Origin of the sequence: Domibacillus robiginosus, assembly GCF_000966195.1 — a bacterium.
In the GTDB taxonomy this organism is placed as follows: domain Bacteria; phylum Bacillota; class Bacilli; order Bacillales; family Domibacillaceae; genus Domibacillus; species Domibacillus robiginosus.
Map to the genome: position 1 here is coordinate 1 of NZ_LAHL01000088.1, position 18,423 is coordinate 18,423.

Annotated in this window: 17 protein-coding genes, 1 rRNA gene and 3 pseudogenes; 8 read left to right on the forward strand and 13 right to left on the reverse strand. The window is 37.0% G+C overall.

What is annotated here, in order from left to right; genetic code table 11:
• Nucleotides 1-287 precede the first annotated feature (287 nt).
• Nucleotides 288-403 (forward strand): 5S ribosomal RNA (rrf, locus tag VP97_RS22725).
• Between the two features lie 153 nt (nt 404-556).
• Nucleotides 557-745, forward strand: a complete 189-nt coding sequence (locus VP97_RS22730) for a hypothetical protein (RefSeq protein ID WP_050184472.1) — start codon at nt 557-559, stop codon at nt 743-745.
• Nucleotides 746-1,459: 714 nt separating this feature from the next.
• Here the strand turns inward: VP97_RS22730 and VP97_RS22735 are convergent.
• The 7 genes and pseudogenes from VP97_RS22735 to VP97_RS24635 all read right to left on the reverse strand — a co-directional run.
• Nucleotides 1,460-1,936, reverse strand: coding sequence for a small multi-drug export protein (locus VP97_RS22735; RefSeq protein WP_050184473.1), 477 nt, complete (start codon nt 1,934-1,936; stop codon nt 1,460-1,462).
• Nucleotides 1,937-1,962: 26 nt separating this feature from the next.
• Nucleotides 1,963-2,400, reverse strand: a complete 438-nt coding sequence (locus VP97_RS22740; RefSeq protein WP_050184474.1) for a hypothetical protein — start codon at nt 2,398-2,400, stop codon at nt 1,963-1,965.
• A gap of 5 nt (nt 2,401-2,405) precedes the next feature.
• Nucleotides 2,406-2,609, reverse strand: coding sequence for a helix-turn-helix transcriptional regulator (locus tag VP97_RS22745; RefSeq protein ID WP_050184475.1), 204 nt, complete (start codon nt 2,607-2,609; stop codon nt 2,406-2,408).
• Nucleotides 2,610-3,046: 437 nt separating this feature from the next.
• The gene (locus VP97_RS24620) at nt 3,047-3,184 is read right to left on the reverse strand and encodes a hypothetical protein (protein ID WP_082220516.1); all 138 of its coding nucleotides are present in this window, start codon (nt 3,182-3,184) and stop codon (nt 3,047-3,049) included.
• Nucleotides 3,185-3,282: 98 nt separating this feature from the next.
• The gene (locus VP97_RS24625; RefSeq protein WP_245629968.1) at nt 3,283-3,459 is read right to left on the reverse strand and encodes a hypothetical protein; all 177 of its coding nucleotides are present in this window, start codon (nt 3,457-3,459) and stop codon (nt 3,283-3,285) included.
• Nucleotides 3,460-3,480: 21 nt separating this feature from the next.
• Nucleotides 3,481-3,573: pseudogene (locus VP97_RS24630) on the reverse strand (hypothetical protein); the annotation flags it as partial.
• A gap of 287 nt (nt 3,574-3,860) precedes the next feature.
• A pseudogene (locus tag VP97_RS24635) lies at nt 3,861-4,092 on the reverse strand (CoA-transferase); the annotation flags it as partial.
• A 562-nt stretch (nt 4,093-4,654) separates the two neighbouring features.
• On the opposite strand from VP97_RS24635, the gene VP97_RS22750 reads away from it, so the two are divergent.
• The 3 genes from VP97_RS22750 (at nt 4,655) to VP97_RS22760 (ending at nt 7,975) form a co-directional block, all read left to right on the forward strand.
• Nucleotides 4,655-4,909, forward strand: coding sequence for an HPr family phosphocarrier protein (locus VP97_RS22750; RefSeq protein ID WP_050184476.1), 255 nt, complete (start codon nt 4,655-4,657; stop codon nt 4,907-4,909).
• Nucleotides 4,910-5,160: 251 nt separating this feature from the next.
• Nucleotides 5,161-6,522 (forward strand): branched-chain amino acid transport system II carrier protein, encoded by a 1,362-nt coding sequence (gene brnQ / locus VP97_RS22755; RefSeq protein ID WP_050184477.1) that lies wholly within the window; start codon nt 5,161-5,163, stop codon nt 6,520-6,522.
• Between the two features lie 1,249 nt (nt 6,523-7,771).
• A complete protein-coding gene (locus tag VP97_RS22760; protein WP_050184478.1) occupies nt 7,772-7,975 on the forward strand; it encodes a hypothetical protein in 204 nt (67 codons plus the stop codon).
• Nucleotides 7,976-8,302: 327 nt separating this feature from the next.
• On the opposite strand, the gene VP97_RS22765 is transcribed toward VP97_RS22760, so the two are convergent.
• Both VP97_RS22765 and VP97_RS25005 read right to left on the reverse strand, forming a co-directional pair.
• Entirely contained in the window at nt 8,303-8,887 is a 585-nt protein-coding gene (locus VP97_RS22765) for a YitT family protein (RefSeq protein WP_050184479.1), read from the reverse strand.
• A 198-nt stretch (nt 8,888-9,085) separates the two neighbouring features.
• Nucleotides 9,086-9,322 (reverse strand): annotated as a pseudogene (locus VP97_RS25005) (DUF7010 family protein); the annotation flags it as partial.
• 167 nt (nt 9,323-9,489) lie between these two features.
• On the opposite strand from VP97_RS25005, the gene VP97_RS22770 reads away from it, so the two are divergent.
• Complete coding sequence (locus VP97_RS22770; RefSeq protein WP_245629970.1) at nt 9,490-10,452, forward strand: alpha/beta hydrolase; 963 nt, start codon at nt 9,490-9,492, stop codon at nt 10,450-10,452.
• A 230-nt stretch (nt 10,453-10,682) separates the two neighbouring features.
• Here the strand turns inward: VP97_RS22770 and galU are convergent, their stop codons facing one another.
• Both galU and VP97_RS22780 read right to left on the reverse strand, forming a co-directional pair.
• Entirely contained in the window at nt 10,683-11,570 is an 888-nt protein-coding gene (gene galU, locus VP97_RS22775; RefSeq protein WP_050184480.1) for a UTP--glucose-1-phosphate uridylyltransferase GalU, read from the reverse strand.
• Between the two features lie 61 nt (nt 11,571-11,631).
• Complete coding sequence (locus VP97_RS22780) at nt 11,632-13,155, reverse strand: glycosyltransferase family 2 protein (RefSeq protein WP_050184481.1); 1,524 nt, start codon at nt 13,153-13,155, stop codon at nt 11,632-11,634.
• Between the two features lie 691 nt (nt 13,156-13,846).
• Between VP97_RS22780 and VP97_RS22785 the strand changes: the two genes are divergently transcribed.
• Nucleotides 13,847-14,407 (forward strand): GGDEF domain-containing protein, encoded by a 561-nt coding sequence (locus VP97_RS22785; protein ID WP_050184482.1) that lies wholly within the window; start codon nt 13,847-13,849, stop codon nt 14,405-14,407.
• A 124-nt stretch (nt 14,408-14,531) separates the two neighbouring features.
• Here VP97_RS22785 and VP97_RS25010 read toward each other — a convergent pair whose 3' ends face one another.
• Both VP97_RS25010 and VP97_RS22790 read right to left on the reverse strand, forming a co-directional pair.
• Entirely contained in the window at nt 14,532-14,690 is a 159-nt protein-coding gene (locus VP97_RS25010) for an HTH-like domain-containing protein (RefSeq protein ID WP_425388520.1), read from the reverse strand.
• 926 nt (nt 14,691-15,616) lie between these two features.
• A complete protein-coding gene (locus VP97_RS22790) occupies nt 15,617-16,594 on the reverse strand; it encodes a helix-turn-helix domain-containing protein (protein WP_050184483.1) in 978 nt (325 codons plus the stop codon).
• A 566-nt stretch (nt 16,595-17,160) separates the two neighbouring features.
• On the opposite strand from VP97_RS22790, the gene VP97_RS22795 reads away from it, so the two are divergent.
• Nucleotides 17,161-18,294, forward strand: coding sequence for a tyrosine-type recombinase/integrase (locus tag VP97_RS22795; protein WP_050184484.1), 1,134 nt, complete (start codon nt 17,161-17,163; stop codon nt 18,292-18,294).
• The last annotated feature ends 129 nt before the right edge of the window (nt 18,295-18,423 follow it).

Here is an 18,423-nt window from a genome sequence, read left to right on the forward strand (position 1 = left end):
GACGAGGTAGATAGGTTCGAGGTGGAAGTGCGGCGACGCATGGAGCTGACGAATACTAATCGATCGAGGACTTAATCAACTGAAATGCCGAGGGTGCGTGTCCATCAGCGACACGCGCTGGAGGAATGGCTGCATGAGGCGCTTTTGGCCTCATGAGCCAGGCCGAAGCGACGCGAGCTGATCGCACCCGAGGCTGGACAACATATGGCGTGTAAATGAAAGGTTTTTGCCCATACAATGCAAGCTTCTATCCAGTTTTGAAAGAACACTTCTTTCAAACTTCATAGTCAGGTGGCTACAGCGAAGAGGTCACACCCGTTCCCATCCCGAACACGGCCGTTAAGCTCTTCAGCGCCGATGGTAGTTGGGGGTTTCCCCCTGTGAGAGCAGGACGCCGCCTGGCACGTTAAGACAACTTGAGAAATCAGGTTGTCTTTTTTATTTATGAAAAATAAAACATATTTCTTGAGATGAATAAAGGTTTAAGACTGCTTTACGGTGCTAATAATACATAGCAAGTAAATAAAGTCATAATAAGGGCGTGGAACTGTTAAACATGAATTCCTATAAAATAATAGTACTTGATAATGCAGCTGAGCAAAAAGATACGATTATGTGCACACTTTTTATTATGGATGAAGAAAATGTAAAAGTACTGCACACAGAAGGGTTTCAAGTGAAAACAGAAACAGATAGAGACACTTATGTGGAAAAAGCAACATGGCGTTTTTTACGCTGCATATAAAAATGATTCTTTCCGGGAAATCACTTATCGTTCTGCGTGTATAAAGGCGGTCACAGTAATTCTAAGTAGTAATGATCAGAGAGCATAAGTAAAGAAAGTATCAAGAAAGCAAAGATTTCAAGAATCTAAATATATATCCCTAATTATACAAACAAATTGTTCGAGGCGAATGCAAAAGGCAGGTGGTCTGAAGCAATTAAGTAGCTGATGGGTCTGCAGGCAAAGATTACAACAGTGCTAAGAAATGATAAAGAAATTGAAATTCCTATGAACAGGTGCAGGGAGAAGACATTGTGTATGTAAAGCCGAGGAAAAAAGTGCCTGTCAATAAAGAAACTATAGAAGGGCGTCATTGCTGGAGGACTCGATGCTGACAGAGGAAAGTGTATCGATCGATAAAATCGTTGGGGTCATAATAATGAGGGCGACCATTGACGCAAATAAGAATGTTTTTTAACGGTCAAAGCATCAAAAAGTGGCAAGAGAGGCAGCATCAGCCCAAATCAGTAAAGTTGTTAAGGAAGCCAGGGATTTAAAGTGCCAATTCAGCGCTTGGCTGACAAAATCAATATAAAAAATACTTATTTAATAAGAAAAATAAACAATGTGCAAAATTCAAAAAAAACATTAAAAAATCTGGTGAACAACACCAGGCTTTATTAATATGTTAACAGGGAAGACACTGCTTTTTATTCAGTTGCAATATAATTGTTATTACTTTAAATCTAACAAATTAAAACCATAAATTGAGCAAATGGTAAAAATCAACGTCCAAAAGGCAAGACTGCCTGTCATCCAGCCAATAACCCGCTTCCTGGAAGAACCAAAAATCAGGGCAAATATAGCCGCAATATCTGTCCCGACAAAGATAGGCGCAATAATAGCAAGGCCGGGAATTCCATATTTGTCCCAAATAACTTTCGACCTTGTTTCCTTTTTAGAGGGGCCTATCAGTCCTTTTTTCTTTTTTCTTTCGAGTCTCCATATATTGATCTGCTCAAAAAAGATCCCGAGTAGCAATAGTAAGAGAAAATTTCCTATAAAAGCTGTAAGAGCAACTGCTACTGGCGGCAGGCCCCAAAGAATCCCTATGGGAATAATAATTGAGACATCCATCCATGGAGCTGCACCCAATAGAAATAATACTACTAACTGCCAAATAAAATCCGCTTGTTCCGCCCACTCAAGCATAAAGGATCACCTCTTTTTCTATAGGCTTAAAGTCTGTTTAATTTTTTAATCGTCATCCAGTAAACAATATACTGTCCTGTCCCCAAGGCGCCTATTAACAACAAAGGCATAAATTTGATGTCAGAGAAAGCAAAGCAGAGGCCTGCTATTAACGGCAGGGCAAACGAATAGAAGATATAAACATTACGGCAAGCTTTAAAGGTGATCCATTGCTGCCCTTCATCCATCTCCCGAAATTCAGGAGGTATCAGGCTCCAGGCATTTAGTTTATTTTCAGGATGTTTACGATTGTTCCATGAAATTAAAGACACCCATATTAAGCTAAAAGCCGTCAAAGTTAGTAAACTCAGCCAAACAAGTGACTGATGATTTTGGGATACTAGCAAAGAGATCAAAAAGAATCCAATGATCAATAGGTATCCTAACAATGGAATGAAGGGTGAACGCAGCATTTTTTGCAACATTAAAATCAATCCTCCAATTTTAAATAAAAAACCTCTTCTACTTTAACTTCAAATGCATGAGCAATTTTCAAAGCCATTGTAATGGACGGTGCATAATCACCTTTTTCAATCAAGCCGATTGTTTGTCTTGTTGCACCAATCTTTTTAGCTAAATCTTCTTGTGTCCATCTGAAGCGCGCACGCAATTCACGAACTCTATTTTGAAGCATGTTAAAATCCTTTCCGGAATCTGGTTAATAAAATTGTAAATGATTATAGTCCGAATGTAAATGATCATTTGCATTATGTAAATAATAATTGCTTTTTTATTTACCATAGTAAAAAATGTATGGACTTTTAAAATAGCAATAAGAAGTTTGTTATACGTAGATCATTGCAACTCAAATATGGGAAATATGTAATTCAAGACCGACTCGCCATTCTAATAAGTCATATGGACTAATTGGAGGGAATAGACCAAGGATTAATGGATAGGGGAGGGGGTGAAATTGTTTGCTGTGAGAACATGTAGGATGATGCTGGTTTTACTTGTCATTTTAATAAAAGCCCCTTTATCCTTGTTATGGAAGTAAAAGGAAAAAGCGAGAAAAAAGTCAGAAAAGCATTCAACAGTAGATGTTTTTCTGACTCTTCTTTTATTTTAATTTTAAACATCCAAGAAAGCGCTGTATCCTTTTGATCCTTCAATCATAATGGCATCTCCCTGTCCGCTTTCTGGACAGATGGCTGCAATACCAATTCCATCGCCGCGCCGTTTTAATTCATAAGCCAGCGTCAGAACAATGTGTGCTCCGCTGGACCGATCGGATGGCCAAGTGCTACCGCACCGCCATAACGTTTACTTTTTCACGATCAATCCCGGCGATCTTATTGCTTACTCTTCTACAGACTTGCCTGTTTTTTTAGAATTTCATTAATCGCAAGACCTGGTGTTTGGGGGAACTTCTCTGCCTCTACCGCAACTTCCGCATGGCCACTAATAGTTGCCAGAATGCTTTTTCCTTCACGCTCGGCTCGTTCTTTGTTCATCAGTACAAGAGCAACTGCACCGTCATTCACGCCCGGGGCATTTCCAGCTGTAATGGCTCCTTCTTTTCCAAATGCAGGGTGCAGCTTTGCCAGTACATCCGCAGTTGTGTTTTTACAAGGGAATTCATCTGTATCTACAATAATAAGATCGCCTTTGCTGGGGCACGGGTACCGGGAAGATCTCTTCTGCTAATGTGCCGTTTTCAATAGCGACTAAATCCTGCTCGTGACTGCGGGCTGTTCACTGATCTTGTTCTTTGCGTGAAAGAGACAACGCTTCCGCTTTTGCGTTACCATGTGTGTCCATATGCACGCAAGTAAAGCTGCAGGAAAGGCCGTCATAGCACCATTAAGTCAACCATTGGATATTATTTGCCCATACTCGCACCGAATCGTGCTTTAAAAACAGCATAAGGAGCGTTAGACACCGTCTCCATACCGCCAAGAATAGCTAAATCAGTATGACCGTCGCGAATCATAGTGAATGACTCTGCGCTGTCAAAATAGAAGACCAGGAACGGTGGTAAAGGTCTTCATGCCGCCATTAATTAAATCAGATTCTTCTTCACCAGCAACTGGGTAAGGGCTAATACTAAGAAGCCCATTTTCTGACTGCAGCATATTCATACCGTCAGAAACCTCATTGTTTATCAGGGCAGGCATTCCGTTGAAAAAGTTTTCCTTGTTTTACATGTGCCTCTTCCTTTTTATATCAGATTACATTTACTTTACTTATAAGTAAAATGCATAGAAAAATAAATAATATAATGTTGAAGAATAGATAGACAGAAAAAGATGAAATTACAAATTTGTATATTCCAAGGGATATTCTATTGTTGAGTTTTCTCTTTGCTTTGTTATTTTTTGATTTTACTTTGTTTTACTTAAAATAATTAAAAAAAACACAAATTCAGAAGTTAAAATTTTACCTCCTTTAATAAATAGCGTAAAGTATAACTAAACACATTGGAAGGATGGATGAAATGGTTACAGCAAGCATTCATACAGCAAAAAAGCTGGTAAGTTAAAAATGACCTGCTTTTCATAACAAACAAAACAACAATGTAAAAAGAGGTTTGTACTTGTCAAGATATAAACGATGTGCACAAAAAGGAATTTATTTCTTTATGCACATTGCCCATTACAAGCTGTATAAAAATAAGATAGAATGGTTATACTTTAGAAAGCGTTTACAAAAATATAATTTGAAAGGTTGGTCTGTACTATGGTAGAAAGAAACGTTAAAATTGGAATTAAAGAAGGGCTTCAGTCAAAACCTGCTGCACAGTTTGTAGAAAAAGCAAACACATTCAGCAGTAATATTACCTTAATTCGCAACGAAAGAGTCATTGCAGCTAAAAGTATCATGGGTGTAATGGCTGCAGCACTTACGCCGGGTACAGAAGTGAAACTTGTTGCTGATGGCAGTGATGAAGTAAAAGCATTGGATTCACTTGAAAAATTTCTATCTGCCCAATAATATTAATCATATAAAAAAGGATCATTATTATGACTGTATTCCGTTAATTGTACCCCTGTATTCTTACAATAGAACAGGGGTATTTGTCTGGTTGTAAAACTGTTTTCTTAATAAACATTCAATTAAAAGTATACTAGTATACTTTTAATTGAATGTTCTGGATTTTTCATAAAGCCTTACGTTTTCTATTATGTTGGTGTATGATAGTGGATGGTTTGTGACAACATGTATAGCAACAGGAGGCTTTTTAAGTGTCAAAAAAAGTACCATTTTCATTCACAGTAGTAATAGGCTTGATGTTATTCGCTCTGTTTTTTGGAGCTGGAAATTTAATTTTCCCGGCCATGTTGGGTCAATCAGCAGGAACTAACGTCTGGATAGCGACAGCGGGATTTTTAGTAACTGGAGTTGGGCTTCCGTTAATTGGCGTTATGGCCTTTGGTTTTTCTGGAAAAGAAGATTTGCAATCATTGGCGAGTCGTGTACATCCTATTTTTGGAGTTGTATTTACAACTATTCTTTATCTGGCAATTGGCCCTTTATTCGCTATTCCACGGACAGGAAGCGTTTCTTTTGAAATCGGTGTAAAACCTTTTTTGTCAGAAAATTCAACGTTCATGCCTTTACTTATTTTTACCGTGATCTTTTTTAGTATCACGTGCTTTTTCTCACTAAATCCGGCGAAAATTGTCGATATTGTCGGAAAATTGCTTACACCAATCAAAATAACCTTTATTGGGATCTTAGCTGTAGTAGCATGTGTAAATCCAATCGGGAAGATGCAGGAGCCAATTGAAAAGTACCAGACGAATGCTTTTTTCAATGGTTTTCAAGAAGGGTATTTAACAATGGATACGCTGGCATCATTTGTATTTGGTATCATTATTATTAATGCTATCAAAGAAAAAGGCGCACAAACGAAAAAAGATATTATGGCTGTTTGCTTGAAAGCGGTTCTGATTGCAGCTGTAATTCTCGCTGCTATTTATACGGCTCTATCTTATATGGGAGCTGCAAGCGTATCAGGCATTGGAAGGTTAAATAACGGTGGCGCCGTACTGGCGGGAGCTTCAAATTATTATTTTGGAACATATGGTGGAATATTACTTGGCCTGATGATTACAGTTGCTTGTTTAACTACAAGTGTCGGGCTTATTACTTCCTGCTCTACTTATTTCCATAAATTATTCCCGGCAATCCCGTACAAAACAATCGCAGTTGCTTTATGCGTATTTAGTGCTGTTATCGCCAATGTAGGATTAACTCAATTAATTACTATTTCTGTTCCAGTATTAAGTGTGCTGTATCCGCTAGCTATTGTTTTAATTTTTCTCACATTCCTTCATCCTGTAATTAAAGGGAATAGGTTTATTTATCAGGGAAGCATGCTGCTGACTTTTATGATCAGTATTATGGAAGGCTTAAAAGCAACAGGGCTGCACGTTGTTTCTCTTATTGATACATTTTTTATTCATCACCTTCCGCTTTATGAATTGGGACTAGGATGGATTATTCCGGCGATAGCAGGCGGTCTTGCCGGCTTTGTTATCAGCTTGTTTACCAAATCTAAAGGGGAAGAAACCCATTACGAGTTGATGGAACAAAATAAATAAAGCTTTATACTTGTCACAATATCTATTAAATAAAATACACTTTTACGTTGAAAAAGAACTTCAAAACATCGTAAAAGTGTATTTTTTTAATTAAACTTGATTAACAATAGTATTATTATGTTAACTATATTGCTTGAAATCTATTGAAAGACAAGAAGAGTAATGAATAAATCAATATAATAATATAAAAAAATAGTCCATAAAACAATGAAAGCGTCAACAAACATTGGCTGTAAAATTGAACAGGAAAGCTGACCGGGGCTCCTGGATTTAACTTATTCAGAGCGGTACCGAATTCCCTAATTGATATTAAAACAGTTTATTGAAAAAGCAAAAAAAAGACTCCTGCAAGAGCAGGAGTTGACTGTTTAAAAATATCACTTAGGTGTATTGTACTGCAAAACGAAAAATGAAACAAGAGAAAGAAGAATTTGGCAAACAATAGGGCGTTCTTTTGTGAAGCAACACTTATTGCTGAAATGATGGTTTCGCGCAAATTATTTGTACAGCTGAGAAGTGTATTTTGAGAAAAGTAAATAATAATATATAAACATAATTAATAATGTGCAAAATTCAATATTATAAAAAAATAAATAATACCATTTAAATCAAAAACGTAACATCAAATAAAATAACACGTAAAGTATTTTAAGTATGGTTTAAACAAAGATAGCAATATTACTTATGTATTACTGCTATACAAAGTAAAGAAACAGAGAGAAAAGTTGCATAAAAAAACAGCCAGAGGGGGCTCTGACTGCATAAGTGTTATGGATTCTACATGGGAGAGAGGGGTCTCTCGCTATCAGTAAGTATAAACACATTCCATATTATTTTATACAAACAAAATATAAATTGATGAAATATGAAAGATAACTGGCTAAGCAGCAAGCACTCAATGAAAATTTTTTCTGCAGGTAAAAAGAAGATGTGGCTTCAGGTGTTAGGTTATTTAAAATAATGACTTTTCCAGAAGGATAAAATGTGGTTAGAGGAGAGAAGACATGCTCAGAAGTGAAGGGCCGCAAAGAGTCATCAATTGTTTTATATGGTTACATTTCTTAGTCATTCATATAAAATGTGTTGATAAGCACATTCAGTCTGTATACAAAATCTAAAAAATACATACCAATAATTTCTGAGCCAATGTGTACGATCAGGACCGGAGCTTGTTTAAAAAATAGGTTTAAAACACAAGAATTTAGTCAATTAATCATAGTAAATGTCATTGAAGGTAAGGAGAATGGATATGAGCGATTATGCGGAAAGACCAACACCACCAGAAGAAACTCCAACAAAGTCACCGGCAGAGACACCAATAGAGCCACCAGCAGAAGCGCCAATAAAGCCGCCGGCAGAGACACCAATAGAGCCACCAGCAGAAGCGCCAGGAAAACCACCGGCAGAAACTCCAATAGAGCCGCCAGTAGAAACGCCAGGAACAAATAAATAATGTATGGTAATTTGTTTTTAAGCCCGCTATTTGTTGACGATAGCGGGTGTTTTTTGTGGAAATCATTGGTTCTATTTTTATGAATTCCAAGACTGTGCCTTTGCTACTGTGCATTTACAGGAGTACTTTTAAAGGCAGTGAAAAAATAAATACAGTAGGAAAGAGCTTTACAATAAGAGTACATAAACCTTTTGACTGTCGCGATTCACTTGGACAGCTTTCAGCCTTTTCCTGTGGGATTTAATTCTTGGTTTTCTAATAGACCCTTCGCGCAGAGCAAGAACAGATAAAGGAAGCTGACGAGATAAATGTAGTGTTCATTATTTATTATTGTACCTGTTTTGCCGCAGATACCAAACTGGTTGTAATTCCTACACAGATGACAGCAAGGCAGGATAACAATAGAGACCCCTCCGACGACATGATGAGGCTTCCTGTAAAAACAATCATAAAATCAAAGATAAAAATAACCATGCCCGGATTTACGTTCCTACTTCTGGCAAACATCAGGGCCAGGAGGTCGGTTCCGCCAACACTTGTATTAAACCACAGCATAATGCCAATTCCAAGACCTACAATGATACCTCCCATGATGGCAAATATAATCGGAATGGTATGGTGCTCGCTAATCGAATGCAGCGGGTAAAGTAGATCAATCATAAAAGCAGAAAAAAGCATACCATGCAGACTGTTATAAAAAAAGGAACGATTATAAAACCAGGAAAAAATAAAAATAGGCGTATTGACTATGATAATAACTAGTCCCACCTGTATACCTGTTACATAATGGGAAACGAGTCCAATGCCAATCGTTCCGCCATCAAGCAGCTCAGAGGGAACAAGAAAAACGTTGACACCCACTGCAATAAAAAAGCTCCCAATTAAAATAGAAAGTGTTTTATTCAGAAAGATCGAGACCTCTTTCCTCTAAAAAGTTGGATTTTAATCTATATGAGGTTATATGCACTGACTGATCAAAACATTTCATGATTTAAAGGCTGCCGAATTAAATTTTCTCAATTAAGGCAGGCATACCAAAAATCAAGCAAAAATGCTAACAACCCCCGGCATGCCGGGGGTTATTATTATGCAGTCATTTAAAATAGATGACTACACAATATTCGTTTGAAGACCTTTACCGGTTTTCAATTCGTTTAAGATTAATAAAACCCCAATCCCATATATAATTGAGATTGATAATGGAATGAAAATAAAAGCTCCCTCGATAAAGTAACTGCCTAAAAAGAGAGAAGATATACAAGTGCCTAAAGTGACAAACAAATATGCCCTGCTTTTATAGATCCACATATAGGGGAGAAAGTGAGAGCCTCCCAGCAGGCCAATCGTAAAAGGAAGACAGGCCGTAAAAAAGCACTACAGTTGTTAGAGTATGTTCAACATCGGTATATAATTAAAACATAAGTGAAGAATTGTGTAGGAGATTAGGAGATTCACGCAGAATAAACCTATAAAACTGGGTTATTAAAAGTTAAATCGTAAAGGGTGTGCTCAAATTGATAGAACAATCAGCGTTTACGTTTTCATCCGACGATGGGGTCGATTTGTTTGCAAGTAAATGGATAAAAGGAGAACAGCAAAAGCCAAGAGCCCTTGTTCAGATAGCTCATGGTATGGCGGAATATATTATGCGCTATGATTCCTTTGCAAAGGAGCTGGCTGCTCAAAACATCTTTGTGTATGGGAATGATCATCGTGGTCACGGTGAAACAGCGAAACTGGCGAATAGTTATGGATACTTTTCGGATGAGAACGGGTTTGAAAAAGTCCTTCAGGATATGCGTACCTTGACCACTATTATGGAGAAGGAGTATCCGGATGTCCCTATCTTTTTATTTGGCCATAGTATGGGGTCTTTTTTATCGAGACGATATATTCAATTGTTCGGAGACAAGCTTTCAGGCGTGGTGTTGTGCGGAACGGGAGGAAATCCGGGAATAATAGGGAAGGTCGGTGCAATGATTGCTTCTAGAGAAAAGAAACGGAAAGGAAGCACGGTGCCTAGCCCATTGCTAAATAAGCTTACATTCGGAAACTTCAATAAAGCATTTCGACCAAATAGAACAGAATTTGATTGGTTAAGCAGAGACGAAAAACAAGTGGACAAATATATTGAAGACTCTATGTGCGGCGGGGTTTTCTCCTCTGGCTTCTTCTTTGACTTTCTTAATGGTCTGGGAACAGTACATAAAAAACAAAATGTAAGCTCCGTTCCGTTAGACCTTCCGATTTTCTTGATTTCCGGAAGTAGGGACCCTGTAGGTGGAAAAAGTGGAAAGGGAGTACTACAAACCTTTAAGTCATTTAAACAAATTGGCAGTAAAGATGTAAGGTACAAGCTATATAAAGAGGCACGTCATGAATTATTGAATGAAATCAATAAGGATGAAGTGCAGATGGATATTATAAATTGGATTAATGATCATTTGAGATCAAGCGGTTCCATAAAAACTCTGTAGAAGTTCAATAAAAAGTTAACTACATTTTGATTTGGAAATAACTATATCTTACTCAATATGCTCTTCAAAAGAATTTATACAAGAAAGTATTAAGACTTCTTACAGGCTGCTGAACTGACCTGACTTCGAAGTGCCTGACATATTTCATCGGAAAAATGTAATAAAAAGCTGAATTATACAGGACATTACATATAAAAATTTGTATATTTCAGCTTTTTTAATGATTTATATCATTTTAAAAAGGTATACTCAGTAGTAACAGCTAATTCTTTAAGATAAGTAATCAATTCATCTCGAAGATCTTCGTGCAGGAGTGCAAACTCAATTGTCGTTTTTACAAACCCAATCTTTTCTCCAACATCATATCTTTTTCCTTCAAAATTATACGCGAATACGCTTTGAATTTGATTTAATTGCTGAATGGCATCGGTTAACTGAATTTCTCCTCCAGCCCCAATTTCTTGCTGGTTTAAAAACATAAAAATTTCAGGTGTAAGAATATAACGTCCCATTATGGCAAGGTTTGAAGGCGCTGACCCTGGAGCTGGTTTTTCAACAAAGTTCCGCACCTGGTATCGCTTTTTATTTTGTGAAGCTGGATCAATGATTCCATATCGGTGTGTTTCTTTATTGGGAACTGATTGAACGCCGATAACAGATGATTGTGTTTCTTCATATATATTAATAAGTTGTCTTAAACATGGTGTGTCGCTTAGAACTATATCATCTCCCAGGAGAACGGCAAATGGTTCATTACCAATAAAATTACGTGCACACCAAACAGCATGTCCAAGCCCCTTTGGCTCCTTTTGCCGAATGTAATGAATGTTCGCAAGGTTTGTAGAGTAACGAACTTTATCTAATAAATCCAATTTTCCTTTTTTTAATAAGTTTTGCTCAAGGTCAGGCGCAAAATCAAAGTGGTCTTCAATGGATTGTTTCCCTTTTCCCGTAACTATAATAATTTCTTCAATTCCAGATGCGATTGCTTCTTCAACAATATATTGGATGGTTGGCTTATCGACTATCGGTAGCATTTCTTTTGGTTGAGCTTTTGTTGCTGGTAAAAATCTAGTCCCGAGTCCAGCTGCAGGAATGATTGCTTTTTTTATTTTCATGAATATTCCTCCAATCGCTAATAGTTATTACTGTTAGCCATTTTATTTCTAGAGATGATTTTTAAGCTGTGTGCCTGCTTCTTAATCTCCATGTTTGTAACAACATCGATAAACACGTATAAATTGTTAAATAGGTTAGCACTACCCACCCTGTTTGTAAGTAAGGCTTTACTGCTGTCTGTACAGTTTCGCTTGTTAAAAAATCTCTTTGATCAATACAGAGATAAGTTCCTAATGCTATAAAAAAGATAATAGCTATGATCCCTTCAGTTAGTTTACTTCGTGTGTTGCCTCTTTCCGCGTTATACTGGGTTGCCCAGCCATCTTTTTTGTTGGCAGATAGTTTGCCCAACCATACGTTTGCAAAGGTAATTAAATTAACCCATAAATATATTTCGGGACTAATCAGCAATGCAGCTAAAATGACATCTATTGTTCTATGCATGGGAGTTTTCAATGCAAGTATAGTATTCAATACAGACGCTATAACAACAGGTATCAGCCATATCCAGGACCAAGAAAACTGGTCTGTAGCGACAGACAAAGCTAATAATGAGACAAATAATACGCGTATCATCAAATCGATCAGTGTTTTTATTTGGGAACGCCAGATTTTCCATTTATGTTTCGATTTAACACCGATATCACTATTTGTAAGCAATTCAACCGTTCCCGATTGCCATTTATTTCGCTGTTGTCGGAAGGTATGGTACGATCTCATAGCATCCACAAAACAGCGAGCAGTGGGGCTAATCAATGTTTTCCACTTTTTCTGGATTTGCCAGGTTAAAAGCATATCCTCTACGTCACTTTCATCCTGCCAGGGACCATCTAGTTTATTTTCATCGATAATGTTTTGTAATGCTTCTGGGCGAAACAAGGTGGCCTGGCCGCCGAGAACATACGTACTTCCTCCGCTAGACTGAAGGTCCAATAACCAGCTTGCCATGTCTTGTTTTTGCTGGTGTGTCCACCAGCGTGCGATTGGCCCCCCGTATTCACCACTGGCAATTTTTTCTTCGTAATGGACATCATCTTTTGAAATGAGGCTTTTCTTTTTTGGCATTCTCATGGTGTACTTGGCCATTACACCGCCAATATTTCGCGAACTCATTAGTCCATCCCACAATTGAGATAATGCCTCTGGTGCAAGTCGGCTATCTGCATCCATACCAAGTATGGCTTTGACTGAGTCTTTGTAATATTCCTCAAACACAGTTAAAGTTTTATCGTACAAATCTAAAGGATCTCCATAAATACTTTTCCAAGCCAAGTTTAAAGCTCCTACTTTTCGCTGTTTATTATTTTGGGTAGTGAGAACTTTCAATCTTAAGTTGAATTCTTGTCCTGCTTCCAATGCTACTTCCTCTGTCCGATCTGTACAGTTATCAGCAATTACAATTACATCCAGTTCCACGTCTTTTGGCAAGGATTGATCCCCTAAACCAGCTAAACAGTCGCGAATGGATTTTTCTTCGTTATGGGCAGGAATAAATGCAACTATTCTTGGCTTCATATACGTATTCCTAATTCTTGGGACTATTGAATCATTAGGAATGTCCCTAATACTAGTCACTTCCTTCATTCCTCACCCTCCACGTTAATTAAGATTGCCTAAAAGAGATTTTTATCTAACATTCATCGCTTGGTTAGTTTATACTCAAAAAAAATTGTTTTATCACTCCTTTATCAAATAAATACTAAAAATCTACATAGGAAAATCATCATACTAAACGAACCAATTCAAAATGTATTAATTCGAGATGTATTAATCCAAAATGTATTAATCAATAAATAGACATAGAACAAAAATATAGGACAAGGAAGAAAAAATGAGCTATTATCCAGAATTTTCTTGCAAAGAGTCAACCAATTTAACCTTGTTTAGATGTAGGACGGAGAATTATGTCACAAGTAGAAGGTAATACTATAAAACAAAGGTCCTGCTGATTTATTTTCTTCAATGGGACTTTTAATTGTTTTTATATACTTTATCAGATGTAAAATTGAAGAGGCTCTTCCACTGCAGCCAAAGCTTACAAAGCCTGGGTTGTATTCTAAAAGGAAGCAAATACTGAAACGACTCTACAGGCGCCGAACGAGTTTGCTGATCGATGGAATGAATGGAGATGCGACACTGATCAGGGTCGATCAGCTGCTACTTGTTAAAACAAATTCGTTCAAAACTATCCAATTTAGAAGGGAATCACATAAAAAAGAAGAATAAAAGAAGAACAGACAAACAGGTCTAGTAAACGGAAGATAGGTGAAAGAAAATGACTGATTACAGCTTTCATTCTTTTAAAGTAACAGGAGAACAGCTTTCAGCAATGGGGAAATGGAAATATCTTGCCCTTCATAATGAACTAACTGGATTGCCTAACCGGCGTATGCTTGACATGTCGATAGAATCCTATATGGAAAGGACTTATGAACAACAATCCAACCTCGCTGTTGGCATTATACATATTGGTGATTTTAAGGAAATAAACGATCAGTTTGGCCATGCGGAAGGAGATGCTTTTTTAATAGCGCTTTCTAGTCGCCTAGCTTCCTTGGCAGAGCATGCCGTTCAAGCTTTTCACCTAGGCGGTTCTTCTTTCGTTCTGCTTATGAGCCAGGTGGAGGACCTGGAAAGAAGAATCCACCTAACAACAGATATTTTCAGTAAGCCATTTTCTATTAATGGTAATGATATAATTGTAGATGCAAAAATGGGAATTAGTATCTACCCGAAACATAGCATTAGTGCAGAGGAGCTGCTCAATTATGCGGGAAAAGCACTACTACAGGCAAAATCCATAGATGAACAAGTCTATTATATTTTCCATCCCTGATAGAAGAGTGCTTAGAAAAGGTTTTTAGGGAGCACAATGACCAAGGGATAAGAAATAAATCCCTTTTTTAAAATGGGAGGGAAGAAGTCGAAAAAGCAAATGCTTTTTCATTATCGCATCTGACTTAGTTGAAGTGCTGGTAGCTGGGTCTATTTGAGAGATTGATACTTTTTCTTACCCCTGTTTTATACGATTCTTCTATACCGGATACTTTTACAATTTCAGCAGCACTATATTTGTTACGTAAAATAATATTTCTATATTTAATGCCGAAGAAATGAATATGGGTTGCCTATATCTTTCTTAAAATTTCCTTTTTTTACATAATCCTTTTTTCTTTCTTTACTGGTGCAGTAGCCGTTTTTTTCAGAGCCGGCTTAACAGGAATAGGGGTCGATTTTGGTGCACAAGCGCCTTTGATTACGTTTAGACTTGACCAAATGCCTTTTTTAGCTGATTTCACTTTTGTTTCGCTACCTTGTAATTTTTTTAGGTACTTCGTGTTAGGTTCGAAAACAGTAATTCTAGCCAAACTATTCTGAATAAGTAACCTGATGCTTCAGGTCTATAAAGCTGAACACACTTATCAGGATGCTTGGTTTCTGGAGTATCAATCAAAATTATTCGAACTGCTTCTTTCTTTCCTTTGTATATAACTTTGGTACCAGGATCTGAAACTTGAACGTTTTGAAATGTCGAAGAAGCGACGAGGATTTACAAAAAAGAAGCCAGAGGGCTCCCAACTGAAATCGAATCTTAACATCGACTATAAGTCCCTTTCTTAGTGGCTTGACCGTTGAAATTAATGCCAACCTGTTTAGACATTAGCACATCAGAATCAATTCGTTCCCCAGTATTTATCTTGATCTGGGAAATATTCAATAGAAGATGAAATGGATAACAAGCAACTGTAGTGGCGCCGTTATACTATTCGGAACGACTTTAACAATGACGCCCGGCAATTTCGCTAAGAGTATTCACCTATATTGGAAGAAGCCTTCTTGCTGTCTGGTAAAGGAGTATTTGATAATGAAAAAAGAGTCCATGTAAGGACTCTTTTTTAAAGCGTCTATCCTGAATTTATATGTCCTTAATATTCTCCAGAGCAATGTGGGATAACACAGGAAATTACAAACGTCAGAGCTCCAATAACCCTTGATATAGTAATGTTTTTCGGCTCTTTCTTAGATATTTTACATGCCAATTCAACTATTTAAAATAATCCATAATAATATTTTTAGCTATTTCCTGCATGGTCGTTCCCTGTTCTGTTGCGGCCTGCTTAATTTTCTTTTTAATATGTGCTGGCAGGTAAATAGATAAGCTTTTTTCTGCAGATTCAATCCGTATTTGATGAGCATTCGAAGCCACAAAGCCTTCTTCTATTTTGCTTTCGAGGAAGTGCCCAAGTGTTTCTGCATTTTCTACGCCGCTAAATAAAACATCCTTTACATAAAGAATCAAGCTGTTGTTTTCTGCGCGGATATCCATATATACATTCGACAAATCAAACTGTTCGTATAAAAGGTCAAGAAACTGGCGGGTAAAAGATAATTGTAAGGGTAGTGTCAGCTTTGCGTAGCCAGGCGTTCCCGTCCGCTTTCCGAAGGAAAGTGTGTAGTCCGGTTTTAATTCATGCTTATAGACTCCTTCTTCAAAAGAGATTTGGGTATTGGTATCCATAATTAAAAATAACCATTCTTTTTGCTCGTTTTGAATCAGACGTGCCTCCTGAATCGTGCCGGACGAAAAACGCTGATAAAAAGCGAGCTGCTTTTTCCGGTCATAAAATAATCGCTGCTTTAAGCGGTCTTCTACGAGCCGCTCTTTATGCACTTCCTGAAACAGCTCCAAGTCTGCTTTTTGGATAATGGCAACTTCACGGCTGCGCCATGTTATTTTTTGAAAAGGAATCAATTGCTCTTGAAGATAGGATTGCAAGACGGCTCTTGTAACACCTAAATAAGCAGCTGCTTCTCCCGTCATGATACCAGTCGGCTTTTCCTTATCAAGCTCTGCTTTTAATTGATCAACAGCACTTTTTTCAAACAAATGACCCCGATGGCCGCCCCATAGATCCTCAACAGGTGTCAGTTTTCCGATTCGAATATAATGGCCGATGGTAACTGCTGATTTTCCCAGGTGCTCAGCCGCTTCTTTTGTTGTGTAGAAATTCGAAATCTCCATATTTTTTATCTATTCTCCTTCATTTTGATCCGAGTTTCTTCCATTATATATAGCTACCTTTTAAGGCAGGATTTACAGTTCCTTTTTTTCGCTCATGTCCTTTCCTATAAGGAATATATTTTCTGTTCAGATTGAACGTCTTTTCATAATTAAAAACACTATTCAATTTTTTGTTTTGTTATATGTTGATAAAAGTATTTGATTCAAGACTAAAAAAATTATCTCTATTATATTTAAAAATAAAAAATAATAGAAAAAGAAAAAATAAACATTATTAATTCGATTTTTCACATAAGATTATATACATATATTATAGATCAAATAAAAATAAAATACAAAATAAGAAAAAATAAAATAATTAGTTAAAAATAAAAAATTTTTATATATTAGCTATTATAATAAAATCAACAAATGCTATATTTTTTGAATAAATAATATTAATAACTTTATATAATAAAAGGAATTACAAAACTTATATATAAATCATTATAAAATGAACTAAAAATAATTTATAATAAAATTAAATATTAAAATACTTAAAACAAAAAAATATCTAGGAGATACAAATGAATAATTTAATGATAAACAGTGGAGAAGGTTCTCTGTTTCCTATGGATTCTGATAAAACAATTTCAGAACTGGTAAACAGAAAGGACCAGGCGGAGAGAGAAGGGAAGCCCGATTTTTACTATTTTGATGACCTGGATATGCTTCACTATTTTCTGTACAGGGAAACCAATTTAAATAAAAAAGCAAATCGTTCCAAACGAACTATCCGCGAGTATGAAAAGGAATTACATATCATGATTAAACAGCTGCTTGAGAATGGGCCTCAGATGCATTTAGATATAACTATCGTGGATAACTCCCTGTTTAAGAGCTTAGAAAAGCGCCATCTGCGCCGCTATCAAAAGTGGGTGGCTGAAGAAAGTCCGCATGTACAGAAAAGAGGAAGCTATTCACCGGCGACATTGGAACGAAAAACAGTTATTTGGAAAAGCTTCTTTTCCTTTCTATTTAAAAATGGCTATATTCAAAAGCCGATTCATGAAGAGCTGTTAACGGTTTCTGTTCGAGCGGAAGACCGCCCTAACCGGGATTTAGGTCCACGTGAAGTGATGCAGCTGCTTGATTATTTTGAGGAGCAAAACCAGCACATTTCATTTGCTCTTATTCACGTGCTTGTAAGTACCGGTATGCGGAATGAAGAATTATGCCGCTTAACAGTGGCTGATGTACAATACGACAGTATTCTTGGCTATTATTACTTATCAGTTACAGGAAAAGGAAACAAACGGCGAGACATTCCATTAAAAGAAAAAGTGCTGGAAAGTATTCTTCGATACCGAAAAGCACGGTTTCGTCCGGTTTCATTTCCAAATAACAGCGGAGAACCTCTTTTTGTGACCAGCACAGGAAGGGCGTTCACACCAGACGGTCTAGCACATTATTTAAAACGAGCGATCAAAGAGGTAGATCTGCCGTTTGTTCGCTCTGGCCATATCAAAATAACGGCTCACGTATTCAGACACAGCTTTGCGATTATTTCACATATAAATAAAGCAGATATATTTTCTATAATGAAAGCACTTGGACATGAGGATATTCATACAACCATGATTTATTTGCAAAAAGTGCTGAACAGAGAACAACACGTTATCCATCAATGGTCGAGTGACTCACTTGGAAAGTATATATAAAATAAGATTTTGGAGTTTCCCATTTTATCATTGAAGCTAAAGGGTCAGCAGATAGCTACTATCTTGACTATTAAGTTGTTGATGATTCCACGGATCAACACTGCTTATTCATAAAATAACCAGCTTTTT